Raw genomic sequence first — 16,335 nt, 5'->3', positions numbered from 1 at the left:
AGTAAATTCCCTGAGACTACGTAAGAAAACGGAGAAAGTTCGCATAATCTTTGAAGTTTTTCAGGCTTCTTTAAAGATCCAGTAAGTAAATCAAAAGATCCAGTAAGTAAATCAGTAGACCGATCGGCTCAGACGGCTCTGTTACCGATCAGTAGAGTTCTTGCAAATTAGAAAAAATGCCAGTCACATTTACTGCTGATGTTCACTAACCTGCATAGCTGACAGGGGCCTGATCAGTTTTTTGCTAATCTCGGTTGCGATCGCCGCAGCTCCATACCGATTAATGTGGCTGGGATCCTCAAAATAGCGATTCTGTTTTAGATCTTGCTGACTTATCAGGTCAATGAAGGTCCACTGCCGCGATCGGGCTAGAGCTTGCATATGAACCTGAAACTGCTTTTCGTAAGCCTTTCTGGTCGAATCCAGATAGATTTCTGTGAGGGGTAAATTCACAAAAACCAAAGGAACTTGATGCTGATTCGCAAACCGGACTGTAGCTTGAAACGCTACTGCTTGCTGCCCTGCTAAGTTAAAGTTGCGATAATCCGCATCGAACTGACCGGGCACTCTGGAATAACGCTGAAAGTAAGTGGCTGGTATGAATTGGGTATTCACGACCCGAAAGCCCAAAGCTTCTGAGTTCAAACCTGATTGCAACGGCTTGAAAGTGGCAGTTACGGCCTGTTGAATAAGTGCTTGCAGGGACTGCTGACAGAATAGGCTTCTGAAGGAAACCTCAGACAAGGATTTGTTCAGGGACTGAGAAGCCGTGAAAGGCGAGGACAGCAAGGGCATCAGGTTATTCACGCAGATTTGCCCCAGATCAAGCCGTTTGGGAGCGGGTAGTTCAGGGCGAACCCCAAAACTGAGCAACTGATAGCCATGGGAAGTCACAATTTTATTAAACGTGTGATCAATGCGGCCACTATTAAAGGCTCGTGCACCATCTCCCCAAACAATCAACCGAGGCAAATGATTGGCAGATAAAAGGTCTTGCAGCAGCCAGTTGACAACCTGGGCCGTCGCTCCATTGATACCGAAATTAAATACCTTCACCCCCTGATGACCTTGTTGAGCCAGGGACTGTTGCAAAATTAGCGGATCAATTCCTTGAAAGGAGCGGGAACTGCCCACGATTAAGACATCTGGAACTCCGTAGGTGGCTACAAACCTGGCATAACGACGCAGCTGCTGATCTAATTGCTCACTATTAAAAGTGGGAAACTTATCCAGTGGACGAGTCTCAGGCCGATTGGAACGATCTCTGGCCAGACCACTTGCAGGTTTTTGCAGAGACGAAACTAAATGCGGCAATTCAGAAATTTCAGATTGAGAGGCAGTAATCCCCTCAATTTTGGCAACAACAGCAGCAGGGAAGGCTGCGAAAAAACTCGCCAGCAGCAAACTTGGGCAGGCTCCGCGCACTGTATGAAGATAAGATTTTGCTTGATCAGCGCACCACTGAATCCGTTTCACCGAGATCATTCCAACTCTGTCAAATTCAGTGAAGCATACCTGGCAGGATTGCTGCAATGTCGCCAAGTTACAGCGATTGTCAGATGAGTGAGCTATAGCCCTGAAATTGGAGGATGGGATGTAGCGGGTGGGATAGGGTGAATTCCGGTGAAAGTGGCTGTAGGTCAGGACTGTTGAGCTTCTGGCGGAACGGTACAGCGGACAGCGATTTCACTGGTCGCAGGATAAGTTTGCAACAGTTTGAAGAAGTTGGCAAAGCTAAAGCTTCTGGGATCCATGCGTTCACCAGAGCGATCAACCAGTCGGTGCGTGGTGATGCGATCGCTAGTGACTCCTGTTTTAGCAACTACCCAGGCCAGAGACTGATACTGAGCAGGAGTGTAACCACTGTGGGTATAGCCATTGTGATTACCGTCGGGCGGCGTTTCCAGGGAGATGTGATAGGCAAAGTTATTTACTGAGGCCGGAAAGCGTGGGTGAGTTTTCACACTTTCAGGGCCGTTTGCCCCCTGAAAGACCGAGTTCCCTGCCCCAAATGCCCGTTTATCCGGTGGAACGAGATACACGACCGTACCATCCAGCTTAATCAGGGTGTGATAGCTGGCCTGATCTTCATCCCGTGGGTGGGGGGTGCGAAAAAAGTTGATGGCGCTACTGGCAGATCCGACTGTTTCATGAAGAACCACTATCGGATTGAGATTGGCCGGATTGCCATCAATGTCTCGCACATAGCGATCGCCATAATTGGTAGGGTCAATTAACACAATCTCTTCTTTGGGCACATAGCCACTACTCGTAGCAGCGGCAACTTGATTGGTGCTAACGGGAGTCGGCAGCAATCGTCGAAATCGTTCCAGGGTGACTGAACCAATGTCAGGAGTGAGTAATCCTGCGGATTCTGACCCTGATTTTTTTCTCTCTGGTTGAATTGCACAGGCGGTAGGTATAGATGAATTGGGATTAGTCAGCAGATTTAAGGGGCGAACTACGCCGGAACGATTACCTAGCGATTCAAACTGCATTTGCTGTGCGTCTCCTTTGATGGCCAGAATCAAGGTGAAGACACAGAGCGAAATCGGTAATAAAACACTGAAAAATTTGCGTTGCATGCCTACCTAACTAAGCAGTAACTGAAGTGCAGTATAAATTCATTTGCTCTAAATAAATCCACCGGCCGCTAAATTTTTCTCAGAGTAGTGAAGAGATGATGAGATAACGGGGGATGCGATGACGGGATGGTGGGTGGATGGTGGATAGTGAGTAGTGGATGGTGCTGGGGTGACGAGGTGATGAAGTGATATGGAAACCCTTGATTTATTGCGGTCTGGAAAACTTACAGGTATTAAACGGCTGGATTTAGCGGCAGAATTGACGGAATTTCCGCCTGAAATCTTGGATCTGGCAGATTCATTGGAAATCCTGAATCTGACCCATAATCACCTGAGGTCTTTGCCGGATGAGTTAGGTCGCCTGAAGAAACTCAAAATTATTTTCCTGAGTAATAACAAGTTTGAGGAACTGCCAGAGGTACTTTCTGACTGTCCTTCTCTATCCATGATTGGCTTTAAATCAAACCGGATCAGAACGATCGCCGAGAAGGCGTTACCTGACTCCGTTCGCTGGTTAATTCTCACCGACAACCAGATAGAACAACTTCCTGCTACGATGGGCCGTCTGGGCAATTTGCAGAAGCTGATGCTGGCCGGCAATAGGTTGCGATCGCTGCCCGATGAAATGGCCGCCTGTCAAAATCTAGAACTGATCCGGCTATCTGCCAATTGTCTCCCATCGCTTCCGTCCTGGCTGTTCACGCTGCCGCGTCTGTCCTGGTTGGCCTACTCTGGCAATCCGTTCTGTAAAGTAATGCCTGTCTTGATCGAGCGATCGCTCCCGGATATTGACTGGGCTGAGTTGACCTTAGGAGACACGTTGGGAGAAGGAGCTTCTGGGATCATTTCCAGGGGCCTTTGGCAAAGTGAACCCTCGGACATAGTGGAAGTTGCCGTTAAGGTCTCTAAGGGGAATGTCACCAGTGATGGGTTGCCTGCAGATGAAAGGAATGCTTGCTTGGCAGCCGGAACTCACGATCATCTCGTGAATGTGTTGGGAAAGTTGATTAATCATCCTGAAGAGAAAGCAGGGTTGGTGTTTTCCTTTATTCCACCTAACTACAAAACTCTGGGCTGGCCTCCCAGTCTGGATAGTTGCACCCGAGATGTTTACCCAGAGGGCACTTCATTTTCATGGCCTGTAGTTCTACGCATTGCTCAAGGAATGGCTACCGCCGCTGCTCATCTCCACGCCAGAGGCATCATGCATGGTGATCTCTATGCTCACAATATTCTGGTGAATGAAACTGGAGACAGTTTGCTGGGAGATTTTGGAGCCGCTTCTTTTTACCCTGCCAGTGAACTGGTTGCTGGTGAAGCGCTGGAAGCATTGGAGGTTAGAGCTTTTGGCTGCTTATTAGAAGATTTGCTGAATTACTGCCTGGTGGAGGGGGTTGCTGAACAGGCAGGGTACGATCGCCTGCGTCAGTTACAGCAAGACTGTATGAACCCGGTTCCCTGTGAGCGGCCATTGTTTACAAAAATATGTAACACTCTTGGCGCTCTTTAGCTGGGTAGATAGACGAGAGTGGTGTATCTCAGGATTTTTTAGTGATCTCACCTTCTCCTAAACAGCCGATATATAAAAAATAAACATCTGTTAAGTAAGATGCTGAACTTTTGCTTACCATAAATATGTTCGTTTGAATCCATTCCGTTGGATACATTTCCCATAGTCTGGCAAACATCCGTGTGTAATGGATCCCCAACATTGCCATCTAAGTCTTACTCCTTCTTGGTTCAAACTAAGCCCGGCTAGGGAACGGGCGTTTTCCAAATCTGGAGAAACGACGGGTCTGGAGTTGGGCAAGGTTTAGTTCAACGAGTTGGAGTTCAACTTATTATCTTCTAAAGGAGATCTTCTCAGAGTGGGCACAAATCGATACATTTATGTTCCCCGGCGGCAAGTGATTCGGGGATTATTGGCCACGGCAGCCTTTGGTGCAACCTCCAAACTTTGGACAGGCTGTTCTTCGTCTCCCAACAACACAGCCAGTACAGAGGGATCTGCGACAGGAACGGACGCGTCCCCTAGTAAGCCGATCACCATTGGGTTCATCTATAACGCACCTAAGGATGATTACGGCTGGAACCAGGCTCAGGCTAAGGGGGCAGAAGCGATTAAGAATGTCCCTGGAATTAAAGTGATTGAGCAGGAAAGCGTTCCAGAAACCAAGGAAGTTCAGGAGGTCATGCGGAACATGATTGACCAGGATGGGGCAACCGTTCTGGTGCCTACTTCCTTTGGTTATTTTGATCCCCACATTCTAGAAGTGGCGAAAGATTATCCGGAAGTGCAGTTTTTCCATGCCGGCACCCTATGGAAAGAGGGCATGCCCAAGAATGTTGGCAGTTACTTTGCCTTGATCGATGAAGGGCAATACCTGGCGGGCCGGATTGCAGCCAAGGTCAGTAAAACAGGAAAAATTGGCTTTGTGGGTGCCAAACCGATTAACCCCGTATTGCGGAATATCAACAGTTTCATGCTAGGTGCCCGCAGTGTGAAACCCGATACGAAGATGCAGGTTATCTTTACGGGGGATTGGTCGCTGCCCGTAAAAGAGGCCGAGGCTACCAACTCTCTAGCCGATCAGGGCGTAGATGTGATCGCGGTGCATGTAGATAGTCCCAAAGTGGTGATTGAAACGGCAGAAAAGCGAGGCGTTTTCTCCAGTGGTTTCCACTCAGACCAAGCAGCTCTGGCCCCCAAAGGCTACCTGACTGGCACCATGTTCAACTGGCCTACTATTCAGAAGCAGTACGTAGAATGGTTGCAGGCTGGTAAAACTTTGATGAACGGTGGCATTCCCCATCAGGTGCTGGGTGGCATTGCCGAAGATTACATCAGAATGGCGACTTTTGGCCCTGCAGTTACGGATGCAATCAAGCAAGACTTGGAAACAACCAAAGAGAAAATTGCCAAAGGTTCTTTAAAGATCTACACCGGGCCGATCGAAGACAATACAGGCAAAACCAGAATCCCTGCAGGAAAAACCTATGCGGTCACGGCACCGGAATTGACTCAAATCGATTGGCTGGCAGAAGGCGTTTCTGGAAAAACAAGTTGACCTATGGCACTCAGTCGTTATCACTGGCGAGCAAAGGCGGAAGCCATCTGCATTCCCCTGGCTGCCCTGTTTGTGGCCATGATTTTGTTTGGGATTTTTGTTGCCTTCTGCGGTAAAAATCCGTTTGTAGTCTATGGTGTGATGTTCAAGACGGCGTTTGGCAACTGGCGATCGTTCCAGGGCACCCTGCTACGATCGGCTCCCCTGATGTTGACCGCTCTTTGTACCGTTCTCCCGGCCTGTCTCGGTTTGATGGTGATCGGCAATGAGGGGGCATTGGTGATGGGAGGGCTGGGGGCGATCGCCGTCGGCCTCACACTCTCTTACGGAGCCATTACTCCCTCCCCCGAACAACTAAAAGCCACCTTGGGATTACCATCCTTCATAGTGCTGGTCGGCATGGCGATCGGCGGCATTGTGGCCGGGGGAGTGTGGATTGGGATTGTGGGGGCACTGCGCCATTACCGGGCCGTCAACGAGACGATCAGCAGTCTGTTAATGAACTACATTGCGGTCGCGATTCTCAACCATCTGGTGGAAGGCCCCTGGAAAGATCCCAGTTCCCTGAATAAACCATCGACCTTTCCCCTGCCAGAAGCGTATCGCCTGGAGAATATTGTTGCCACACGGGTACATTACGGCCTGTTGTATGGCTTGATTGCCTGCGCGATCGCCTACTTCCTGATTGTGCATACTACGTTTGGATTTGCCGCCAGAATCACTGGGGGCAATGTGAAAGTGGCTCGGGTTGCTGGGTTGCCTGTGGGTCGCTTGGCAATCATCATTTGCTTCCTGGCAGGTTCAGCGGCAGGGTTAGCTGGCATGGTGGAAGTGGCGGCGGTGCAGGGACAGGCCAACACTTCTCTGGTGGCGGGATATGGTTATGCGGGAATTCTGGTTGCTTTTGTGGCTCGCTACAATCCCCTGGCCACGATTTTGGTAGCGATCGGGCTGGGTGGCATTATTAATAGTGGCGGGGCACTGCAGCGCACCTTTGGGATGCCCGATGCTACCGTGCTGGTGTTTCAAGGGATCGTGTTTCTGGTGGTTCTGTATAGCGAATCATTATATGGATGCTTCAAGATCTTCAGGGAACCAGAAGTTCCCTTCGCCCCCCCTGCTTCTCCAGCAGTTACGGTTTAACCCAACTCCAGCTAGCCAGCGATCGTTTCCCACAACAGAAATTACAGCTCTGGACATGGATAAGGCTTAAATACTCGCTTATTTCGCAAACGTAAGGAATCAAACTCAATGGCAACTGAGGCATTAGGCTGGTGGGGGGTACCCCTGGGGATTCTGGCAGGAACACTGAGAGGCAGTGCTCCGTTTCTGTTTGTCAGTCTGGGTGAATGCTTAACTGAGAAAAGTGGCAAGATTAACCTGGGTCTGGAAGGTACGCTCTTGATGGGGGCTATGAGCGCCTATGCCATTTCCTATCTGGGTGCCTCTCAATGGGGACTGTCCCCTGCTGTTTCCCCCTGGTTAGGAGTGCTGGTAGCAGGTCTGGCAGGCATGGTATTGGGATCGATTCATGCTTTTCTGGCTCAACAACCCAGGGTAAATGACATTGCGGTGGGGATCGCCATGATTATTTTTGGCAGTGGGTTGGCCTTCTTCCTGGGCAAACCGTTTATTCAACCCAAAGCCCCTCAATTACCAACGATCGATCTGGCTAACTGGAGTTCGATGCCACAAATTCAGTCCGCTTTCAAAATCAGTCCGCTGTTTGTTCTGGGCGTTCTGCTGGCTCCGCTAATGGCCTGGTTCTTCCGTTCCACCCGCTGGGGTTTGTTTGTCCGGGCGGTGGGAGATAGCCCTGATGCAGCCCTGGCAATGGGCATTTCGATTAAGAAAGTGCGGATGCTGAGCATTATTGCCGGCAGCTTTCTGGCTGGAATTGGAGGAGCCTGTCTTTCCCTCTACTACCCCGGCCTCTGGTCGGAAAGCGTCTCCAGTGGTCAAGGGCTGATGGCCGTGGCCTTGGTGATTTTCGCCCGCTGGAATCCAATTCAGTGTCTCTGGGCTTCTCTATTTTTTGGCGGTGCTCAGGCGATTGGGCCAGCCTTGCAAGCTGTAGGAATTGAGCAGGGACGTTATTTATTTAATGCAGCACCGTATGTGTTAACGTTACTGATTATGATCATCACCTGTTCTCCCAAGAAAACCCTTTCCGGTGCGCCCGGTGCCCTGGGAACTATTAATTTGTGAGCCGTGATTTTGGAGGTCAACGGTTTCGGTTCGAGACAGCGATCGTGCATCCGTGCTTGGCAAAACTCACTATTGATGGGACTCAAGAGGTTTCATGACGGACGTTGTTCAATCCCTGCAACAGGATGTAGACATTTACGGTTCCGCAGCCCCCCCAGAACTGCAAGTGGTAAACATGACCAAAATCTTTGGTAGCCTGGTAGCCCTGGACCATGTTTCTCTACATCTGAAGCCCGCTACCTTTCATGCCTTGCTGGGAGAGAACGGAGCCGGAAAAAGTACACTGGTGAAGTGCATCATGGGATTTTACCGTCCTACCTCTGGCGAGGTACTGATCAACGGACAGGTTTGCACGATTGAAAGCCCCCGTGATGCTCACCACTATGGGATTGGCATGGTCTATCAGCATTTCACCTCAGTCCCGGCTATGACCGTCGCGGAAAATCTGGTGCTCTCCCGATATGACAGCCCTGCCGTGGTCAACTGGAAGCAGGAGAAGGAAAAACTGCAGGCATTTATGGATACGGCTCCCTTCAAAGTGCCCCTGGATATGCTGGTGGGTCAACTGGCGGCGGGACAGAAGCAAAAACTGGAAATCCTCAAACAACTCTATCTGAAGAGCAAAATTCTCATCCTGGACGAACCGACCTCCGTACTCACGCCAGGGGAAGCAGACGAAGTACTAGGCCTAATTCGGGGGCAAGTTACGGATGGCAAGCTGAGTGTATTGCTGATCAGTCATAAATTCCGGGAAGTAACCGCTTTTTGTGATGAAATCACAGTTCTGCGGAAAGGCAAGTTTGCTGGAACAGGAGCCGTTGGAGATCTGACGGTGGCCCAGATGGCAGAAATGATGATGGGCGAAAAGCGAGAACCGCAGAATGTGGAAAAAGTCGCAACCCCCAATCCCGTTCCCGTTCTGGAAATTAAAGACATTCATGCCAACAGAGATAATGGCGTGGAAGCAGTGCATGGAGTCAACCTGACCGTTAATAGTGGTGAAATTGTGGGCATTGCTGGAATCTCTGGAAATGGACAGCGGGAACTGGTGGAAGTGCTGGCAGGGCAACGTCCGGTCACTGGAGGCCAGATTTTGGTGAATGGAGAGCCGTACTCCGCCACCCGCGCTCAAATGTTTAAACATCGGGTCTTCGTGCTGCCGGAAGAACCGCTGAAAAATGCCTGTGTTGCTCACATGAGCGTCGCCGAAAACTTAGCCCTGCGAACCTTCGATCGCCCCCCCCAATCTAAAGGCATTCTGCTGATTTTCCAGGCTATCCGCAATGCGGCAATGAACCTGATTGGCACCTTCAAAATCAAAACCCCCTCTCCGGACACTCCTGTCGGCACTCTATCCGGTGGCAACGTGCAACGCACCGTATTGGCGCGGGAACTCTCTGCGGATCACATCAAATTGCTGATTGCCGCCAATCCCTGTTTTGGTCTTGATTTTGCCATGGTGGATTACATTCATAGCCAGATTCTGGAAGCCCGCAACCGGGGTGTCGCTGTATTGCTGGTGAGCGAAGACCTGGATGAATTGTTGAAACTTTCCGATCGCATTTTAGTGATCAGCGGCGGTCAATTTGCCTACGAAAGTTCCATCCATACGGCAGACTTTGCCGCAATTGGCCACGCCATGGCAGGGCATTAAGATTTAGGAATCTAGGAATAGAGACGTGACTAATCACGTCTGTACCGAATGATGGGTTGCCAATATCGCGCCACCCCAATCCCTAATCCCTGATCCCTAATCCCTAATCTCTACCTCCTAATCCCTATGGCCTTCATTCCTGCCCTTCCCTACAACTATGAGCTTCCCGAATCCAGCCAGGTAGCCCTTATCGTGATCGATATGCAGCGGGACTTCCTGGAACCTGGAGGCTTTGGAGACATCCTGGGCAATGATGTGAGTTTGCTGCGGGCGATCGTGCCCACCCTGAAACGCTTGCTGGAAGGCTGTCGAGCAATGGGGATCCCAATTATTCACACGATCGAGTGCCATCAACCGGATCTCTCCGACTGTCCTCCTGCCAAAATCAAACGGGGTCAGGGAGAGTTGACGCTCGGCAGCGAGGGACCAATGGGCCGCATCCTGATCAAAGGGGAACCGGGCAATGGCATTATTCCAGAACTGGCCCCCTTCCTGGCGAATTTGTGATTCACAAACCAGGAAAAGGGGCGTTTTACGCCACGGAACTGGAAACCATTTTGCAGGAACACAACATTACGCACCTCTTAATCACCGGAGTCACAACTGAGGTGTGTGTCCAAACCACCATGCGTGAGGCCAACGATCGAGGCTATGAATGTCTGATGGTGGAAGATGCCACCGAAAGCTACCTCCCTGAATTCAAACAGGCCACTCTGGAAATGATCCGCGCCCAAGGCGGCATCGTCGGTTGGACAGCCACTGCAGAGCGAGTCCTGCAAGGCTTGAAGCAGGCAATATCCTGTAGGGGAAGTCATTAGTCGTTCCTGGCTATGGTTGTCTACGCCAGTTGTCTGCTGAAGCCATCTGCTGCTGAAGCCATTGTCCACCAAAGTGAATCAATGCAGGTCTTCTTCAGTTCCTCTAGACCAATTGAGCCACCTGATAGCGACTGGTGAGCCGATCAAGTTGTTGCACCAGCAGGCTGAGGAAGAGACCAACATCGGTGACCACGCCGATGGATTCGACCGAGCCACGATCGCTCAACTTTGTCACCACAGCAGGGTTGATGTCTACACAAACCATCTTCACACCAGCAGGAGTCATGTTGCCGACACCGATCGAATGCAGCATAGAGGACAGCATCAGGATCAGGTCTGCCCCTTCAATGAGGCGAGCGTACTCTTCCTGAGCTTTAATCAAATCCATTTGGGTGTCGGGTAAAGGGCCATCATCCCGAATAGATCCCGCCAGCACAAAGGGGATGCGATTCTTGATGCACTCGTACAGCACACCACTGGTTAGTACACCCTGTTCAACAGCATTAGCGATACTGCCACAGCGACGGATGGTATTGATCACTTTCAGGTGATGGCGATGGCCACCGTTGACAGATACACCCCGCTTCATATCGATTCCCAGGGAGGTGCCCATGATGGATTGTTCAATGTCATGAACGGCGATCGCATTGCCACCCAATAATGCCTGCACATATCCCTCGCGGATCAGACGAGCCAGGTGTTCACCACCACCCGTATGAATCACAACTGGGCCTGCCGTGACAACTACTTTGCCACCCTGATCACGAATCTGGCGCATTTCCCAGGCAATTTGTTCCACCACCAGTTCTACTCGCCGTTCACTGGAAACCCCGGAAGCCATAAAGCTGAATTCCTGGGTATTGCGTTGTTCGCGGGATTCGGTCTTGCGCACGGTACGAATGCCTTCCGTGCCAACAATCACCCGATCGCCGACTTGCAGATCGCGCAGGAGCTTGCATTGTGCAATTGGCCCCTGGGGCGTATTGCTGACGACGATCGCGCCATCCATGCGTTGTTTTTGGACTTTCACCCACTGACAATTCACCCGCACTTCGGTGGGATAGATGGTTGTCACATAGAAGTCGTCAGGAGCGACTCCGGGCAAGGTGACCGTTTCAGTGTTGATGTCACACACTTCTTGCGGCGGTGGAACAGCACCCAGATCAATCAGTTGCGACACCAGGGTTTCCATTACTTCATGGGAAGGAGCGGTGACTTTCACTTCGGCAGAAGACGTGCTTTGCCGCTGTTCTCCCAGATTGAAGTTGAGTACCTGGAAGCTACCGCCGCCTTCCACAATCAAGTCCAACGCCCGGTTAATTAGGCCAGAATCGAGTAAGTGTCCTTCCAGACGGAGAATCCGGCTTTCGATCGTGGCGATCGCACGGTGATCAGGTATGATCGGTTCTGTCACCCGCAGCGTCAAACATTTGGCTGCTCCTCCTGCTTTCAAAAACTCAGTCAAGGGAGTTTCCAGTACTTCAAAACCCGCTGTTTTCAGTTGCTGTTTCAGGCCATCCGTGGCTTTGTTCATAATCACAACCCGGTTGACATTCACCGCATTACAAGCAAAGTTCACGGCATCTTTTTCATCGACAATAATCCGTTTTTCCGCAGGTACCCGCAATTCAATCAAGCGGTTGGAGTAGGAATCAAACGCCGGGGGATAGTAGAGTAAATAGCCATCAGTGAGGGGACAGAAGCAGGTATCCAGGTGATAAAAGCGTTCGTCCATCAACCGCAGGGACAATACTTCAATGTCCAGCCACTTGGCCAGATAGGGGTGAGAATCCAGTTCTGAGCGAAAGCCATACCCAGCCCAAAGCCAGCGCCCCTCGCGATCGAGCAGCGCATCTCCAGCTCCTTCAAACGGTAAATCCTTGGGCAATTCATGGACGGTAAAGCCCTGTTCTACAAACCACTGTTTGAAAAACGGTTCTTCGCCCTGCCGTTCTTTGTGGAAGAACCGACTGAGTACCACTTCATTTCCCAAAACCAGTCCGGCATTGGCCGTGAACACCATGTCCGGCACCCCTGGTTGTGCCTTCACCAAATCGACTACCGCCCGGTCTTTGAGGATGTGATACAGCCCCTGCCACTGCTCCACAGCCCGATCTCGAGAGGACTTGTGAACATTCCCCTCCATCCAGGGATTAATCACATAGTCCACGTCGTAGTGGTCAGGTGCACACATCAAGAAGCGGATTGAAGAAGTCATAATACTTAAGCTCAGTAGAAGATTAAAAGAGCGAAACAGCGATAAGAAAAGGTCAACTTTTTATTCTATCAAAGTCAGATGAATACTGACCTGAACGAAACAGACAAATTGAGTGTACAAAGCAACGCCAGGCTACCGCGATCGCTAGCAGCCAGACCATCCAATTACTTAGAAAGCCACGAAGGTAGCACCCAGTTTTGTATCTAAAAAAACAATTTGCACCTTTGATTAAGATTTTTACTTTCCTCCAGTGAAGGGAGTTTGCCAGTAGTGCCAATTTTCCTTGTTGAAGGGCGATCGCCACTTGCGAATCAAAACGGACTCCAGTTTCTGGCGATCGCGGGTTTGAGTTGGTGCATTTGCCCAGAAACCAATATTGACCTTAACAGGAAAACCATGCGGACGGTGAGCTGAAATGTAATTGAGAATGTAGCGCTTACAGTCATGCTCCCTTTTCCATCGCTGATTCGATTTTACGGTTTCACCCACATAAAGCAAAATAGGCAGCTCGTGATCAATCACAAAATAAAGAGCTGCCACACCCAGGTCGGTAAATTTCCCTCGCCAAAATTCAGCATTTTGTTGAGGGAGGGTAAAAGGATCAATCCATTCAGCAATTTCATCCGCCGTCGGCAGTGAATCAAACAGGCTACCCTGTTGAGGTGTCTCCCCAACCTGCACCTGTTGCTGATATTGGAAAATCCGCTGCTTCCAGCTTTGCAGTGCCTCAGCACTCATTTGTAGCGGATCAACCTGCTGCCCCAAGTCGCTACCGGGCAGATCAGCGACAGAAAAGAGAGAAGGTTGATAGTGACTCAATCGCACACTCCAGCCAACACTAATCTGGGTAACGATAGCACAAGCCCTTGCAAATGCGTTAGGCACTCCAGAAAAATGGTAATCGATGCTCAAATGGAGATTTGAAAAAGGCGACGAACCAATCCATAGCATCCTGCTTAAGAACAGAACCTATTAATCCAAAATCGCCAATCCAAAATCCAAAATCGCTCTACTTTTTCTTCCCTTTAGCTTTTGGTTCTTCTGCTTGAGTAGGGGCAACTTTTTCTTTAAAGAGCTTACCGGCTGAAAATGCTGGAACAGTTGTTGCCGGAATTTGAATCGGCTCACCAGTACTGGGATTGCGGCCTTCGCGTGCCTGCCGTTGCCGTGCTTCAAACGTACCAAACCCAACTAAGGTGACTTTTTCCCCTGCTGAAACGGCTTCAATAATGGAATCTACAACTGCCGTTAACACAGCATCCGCCTCTTTCTTGGTGGTAGAGGCTTTAGCGGCGATTGCATCGACCAATTCACTCTTATTCATGGTAAATCTCTCACACTAGAGAATTGTGTGCAAAAATTATAGTGCAGCGTTTTAAAAACGGCGCAAAAATCCGGCCTATTAGTCGGTTGGTGGCAATAAACGCGAAACCGGTTTGTCTCTGCTCATCTGCCCTGTGTCGTTTGTGAATGGCTACTGACCCAATGACGCTCTCTACTTGTGCCGAATATATTCGTAAATCCCCAAGTAGTCCTTACCAGGGTAGTTCCAGGAGTAATCGTAATTCATCCCCTGGATGACTAACTTTTCGAACTCATCCGGGTAATGGTTCCACAAACCGATCGCCCGATCCATGGCTGACTCCAGCGCTCGATTATCCGTTTGATAGAACACATAACCGTTGCGTTCCTCCGGTAAATGAGTCTGGTCATAATCGCGATCGAACACCGTATTCACCAGACCACCTACCCCGCGCACGATCGGAACAGTACCATACTTCAGGCCGATCATTTGGGTAAGGCCACAGGGTTCGTAGTTGCTGGGCACTACAATCATGTCGGCTCCAGCATAGATCAGATGCGACAGTTCCTCGTTAAAGCCGATTTCCAGATGGACATTGGGGTTGTTGTTCAGGTGGTTCTTCTCATGCCAGAACCAGTTATTTAGTCCCTCTTCCGTCGCCGATCCCAGCAATACAAATTGCGCGTTCCGGTGCAGGGCATAGTAAACCGCATGATGCACCAGATGTACTCCCTTTTGATCATCTAACCGACCGATAAAGGCCACAATCGGCTTATCTTCATGGCTGAGCCAGAGCCGTTCCCGCAGAGCTTTTTTATTTTTGGCTTTGCCTTCCAGGTTGTCTTTTGAGTAATGGTAAGGAATGTAGCGATCGATCTCTGGATTCCAGAAGTCGGTATCAATCCCATTTAGCACACCGCCGAACTTGTGTTGATGCTGGTGCAAGGTATGTCCCAAACCATAGCCAAACTCCCCGTAATGGGCTTCCCAGGCGTGATGGGGAGAGACAGTGGTGACAAAGTTGGAATAGACAATGCCCCCTTTCATAAAGTTGAGAGCAAAAGGATTGAAGTTGTCGCGCAGGCGATCGTACTCAAAGTAATACTCCGGTCGATGCAACCCCGTCGCCTGGAGTATATTCAGCCCCGCAATTCCCTGATGTTTGAAGTTGTGAATGGTGTAGCAGACCCGCTGATAAGCCATGCCATGCCATTGATAAATCTCGTATAGCAGGACAGGTACCAAACCCGTTTGCCAATCGTGGCAGTGAATTACATCTGGCCTCTTGTTACTCTGCTGCATGAACTCCAGGGCCGCCTTACTGAAGAAGGCAAAACGCATGGTATCATCATTGCTACCGTAGTAATAGCCGCGATCGAAAAAGCTGTCTTGGGAATGTGGCTCAACGAAGAAGCAAAGCCGTCCATGCACCCAGCCACAATAGACAGAACAGTGAATCCGTCCATCGTACCAGGGTACATACAAATCTTGGTAGGCCATGTGCAAGCCCCAGATATGGTCATACCGCATACAGTCATACTTGGGCAGAATGATTTCGACTGTATGCCCTCGATTTTCCAGTTCTCGGCTGAGTCCATAAACGACATCACCCAAACCTCCCGCTTTAATGACCGGAGCACATTCAGAAGCGATCTGGATGATGTACATATTTATTCCTCGCTCAAATAAAACAATCTCCTAACTTCACAAAAGTATACACCCAGTAAAACCCCTTCACGTCTCTCCAAAAGAAGCAACCAATGCTGGATAGAGAGGAGGAAGTGAAGGGCGGGAGGGTGGCTCTTCACTCTTTCACAGCTTTTATATATTGATGTCTCAGCAATAGGGCCAGATTGATTTGCTTGATGATCCAGTACAGTCCAGCGATCACAGCAAAGCCCAAAATCATAAAGAAGAGTGGCTGGGGATCGAGAAAAGTATCGGCAACGCTGCGAACGACACGATGGGGACGGGTCATCAAATCCCAACTGTTGAATCGTTCGATACGGCCTAAATAGACCCCGATCGCGCTCAACCCATGTAACAACAACTCACCTTGTAGCACCCAATGAGCAAGTCCCTGTCGCTTCAGGTAGTCTCCCAGGTTAATTAAAGACAGCACGTAAGCTTCAAAGCCAATCCCAATGAACAGCACATATTTAGGAATGATTACCAGAGTGTTGAACAACAGTGAATCCGTACTTTGGATATCAAACACCAGATGAATCAGATCGGTTAGGACATAGGGGGCATTGGGCAGAAAGGCAACAAATAAAAACAGTCCCATCCACCAGAGGACTAAACACTGTTTAGCAGTTTGAAATAGCCAGAAACTGAGAACCAAGGGGATCAGCGCCAGAAACAAGTTCCACGTCATCCAGCGACTTGAGAGGGGAAGCAGATACCAGAGATTCATCCAGGTCATCATCTAAAGTCCGGGTAGGATCAAAAGGGTTCTATAGCGTCGATCCGGTTTTAACT

General features: G+C 49.9%; 12 protein-coding genes and 1 pseudogene. 6 read left to right on the top strand and 7 right to left on the bottom strand.

Annotation, left to right across the window (positions count from 1 at the left end):
• Positions 1-189: 189 nt before the first annotated feature.
• Positions 190-1,476: a hypothetical protein gene (locus tag ACUVQO_RS09265; protein WP_445925594.1), complete on the bottom strand. Its 1,287-nt coding sequence runs from the start codon at positions 1,474-1,476 to the stop codon at positions 190-192.
• Between the two features lie 164 nt (positions 1,477-1,640).
• A complete protein-coding gene (locus ACUVQO_RS09260) occupies positions 1,641-2,585 on the bottom strand; it encodes a peptidoglycan recognition protein family protein (RefSeq protein ID WP_445925593.1) in 945 nt (314 codons plus the stop codon).
• Positions 2,586-2,775: 190 nt separating this feature from the next.
• On the opposite strand from ACUVQO_RS09260, the gene ACUVQO_RS09255 reads away from it, so the two are divergent.
• From ACUVQO_RS09255 to ACUVQO_RS09230, 6 genes and pseudogenes are all read left to right on the top strand, one after another.
• Positions 2,776-4,095, top strand: a complete 1,320-nt coding sequence (locus ACUVQO_RS09255) for a protein kinase (RefSeq protein WP_445925592.1) — start codon at positions 2,776-2,778, stop codon at positions 4,093-4,095.
• Between the two features lie 358 nt (positions 4,096-4,453).
• Positions 4,454-5,653: a BMP family ABC transporter substrate-binding protein gene (locus ACUVQO_RS09250; protein WP_445925591.1), complete on the top strand. Its 1,200-nt coding sequence runs from the start codon at positions 4,454-4,456 to the stop codon at positions 5,651-5,653.
• 3 nt (positions 5,654-5,656) lie between these two features.
• Entirely contained in the window at positions 5,657-6,796 is a 1,140-nt protein-coding gene (locus ACUVQO_RS09245; RefSeq protein ID WP_445925590.1) for an ABC transporter permease, read from the top strand.
• Positions 6,797-6,904: 108 nt separating this feature from the next.
• Positions 6,905-7,861: an ABC transporter permease gene (locus ACUVQO_RS09240; protein ID WP_445925589.1), complete on the top strand. Its 957-nt coding sequence runs from the start codon at positions 6,905-6,907 to the stop codon at positions 7,859-7,861.
• A gap of 94 nt (positions 7,862-7,955) precedes the next feature.
• The gene (locus ACUVQO_RS09235) at positions 7,956-9,515 is read left to right on the top strand and encodes an ABC transporter ATP-binding protein (protein ID WP_445925588.1); all 1,560 of its coding nucleotides are present in this window, start codon (positions 7,956-7,958) and stop codon (positions 9,513-9,515) included.
• Between the two features lie 126 nt (positions 9,516-9,641).
• A pseudogene (locus tag ACUVQO_RS09230) lies at positions 9,642-10,333 on the top strand (cysteine hydrolase family protein).
• A 103-nt stretch (positions 10,334-10,436) separates the two neighbouring features.
• Here ACUVQO_RS09230 and argZ read toward each other — a convergent pair.
• From argZ to ACUVQO_RS09205, 5 genes are all read right to left on the bottom strand, one after another.
• Positions 10,437-12,551 carry a bifunctional arginine dihydrolase/ornithine cyclodeaminase gene (gene argZ / locus ACUVQO_RS09225; protein WP_445925587.1) on the bottom strand — a complete coding sequence of 705 codons (2,115 nt, stop codon included), beginning with the start codon at positions 12,549-12,551 and terminating at the stop codon, positions 10,437-10,439.
• A 237-nt stretch (positions 12,552-12,788) separates the two neighbouring features.
• Positions 12,789-13,376 (bottom strand): GIY-YIG nuclease family protein, encoded by a 588-nt coding sequence (locus ACUVQO_RS09220; protein ID WP_445925616.1) that lies wholly within the window; start codon positions 13,374-13,376, stop codon positions 12,789-12,791.
• Between the two features lie 184 nt (positions 13,377-13,560).
• Positions 13,561-13,875, bottom strand: a complete 315-nt coding sequence (locus tag ACUVQO_RS09215) for an HU family DNA-binding protein (protein ID WP_233743069.1) — start codon at positions 13,873-13,875, stop codon at positions 13,561-13,563.
• Between the two features lie 171 nt (positions 13,876-14,046).
• Entirely contained in the window at positions 14,047-15,522 is a 1,476-nt protein-coding gene (gene glgA / locus ACUVQO_RS09210; RefSeq protein WP_445925586.1) for a glycogen synthase GlgA, read from the bottom strand.
• A gap of 136 nt (positions 15,523-15,658) precedes the next feature.
• The gene (locus ACUVQO_RS09205) at positions 15,659-16,282 is read right to left on the bottom strand and encodes a DUF1361 domain-containing protein (protein ID WP_445925585.1); all 624 of its coding nucleotides are present in this window, start codon (positions 16,280-16,282) and stop codon (positions 15,659-15,661) included.
• Between the last annotated feature and the right edge of the window lie 53 nt (positions 16,283-16,335).

The organism is Leptodesmis sp., from assembly GCF_052746595.1.
This window is presented reverse-complemented; position numbering and strand designations above follow the sequence as displayed.

Excerpts from the sequence above, each read along its gene's own strand:
- ACUVQO_RS09260 (WP_445925593.1), bottom strand. The coding sequence starts at position 2,585 with ATGCAACGCAAATTTTTCAGTGTTTTATTACCGATTTCGCTCTGTGTC.
- ACUVQO_RS09255 (WP_445925592.1), top strand. The coding sequence starts at position 2,776 with ATGGAAACCCTTGATTTATTGCGGTCTGGAAAACTTACAGGTATTAAA.
- ACUVQO_RS09245 (WP_445925590.1), top strand. The coding sequence starts at position 5,657 with ATGGCACTCAGTCGTTATCACTGGCGAGCAAAGGCGGAAGCCATCTGC.
- ACUVQO_RS09240 (WP_445925589.1), top strand. The coding sequence starts at position 6,905 with ATGGCAACTGAGGCATTAGGCTGGTGGGGGGTACCCCTGGGGATTCTG.
- ACUVQO_RS09235 (WP_445925588.1), top strand. The coding sequence starts at position 7,956 with ATGACGGACGTTGTTCAATCCCTGCAACAGGATGTAGACATTTACGGT.
- argZ (WP_445925587.1), bottom strand. The coding sequence starts at position 12,551 with ATGACTTCTTCAATCCGCTTCTTGATGTGTGCACCTGACCACTACGAC.
- ACUVQO_RS09215 (WP_233743069.1), bottom strand. The coding sequence starts at position 13,875 with ATGAATAAGAGTGAATTGGTCGATGCAATCGCCGCTAAAGCCTCTACC.
- glgA (WP_445925586.1), bottom strand. The coding sequence starts at position 15,522 with ATGTACATCATCCAGATCGCTTCTGAATGTGCTCCGGTCATTAAAGCG.
- ACUVQO_RS09205 (WP_445925585.1), bottom strand. The coding sequence starts at position 16,282 with ATGATGACCTGGATGAATCTCTGGTATCTGCTTCCCCTCTCAAGTCGC.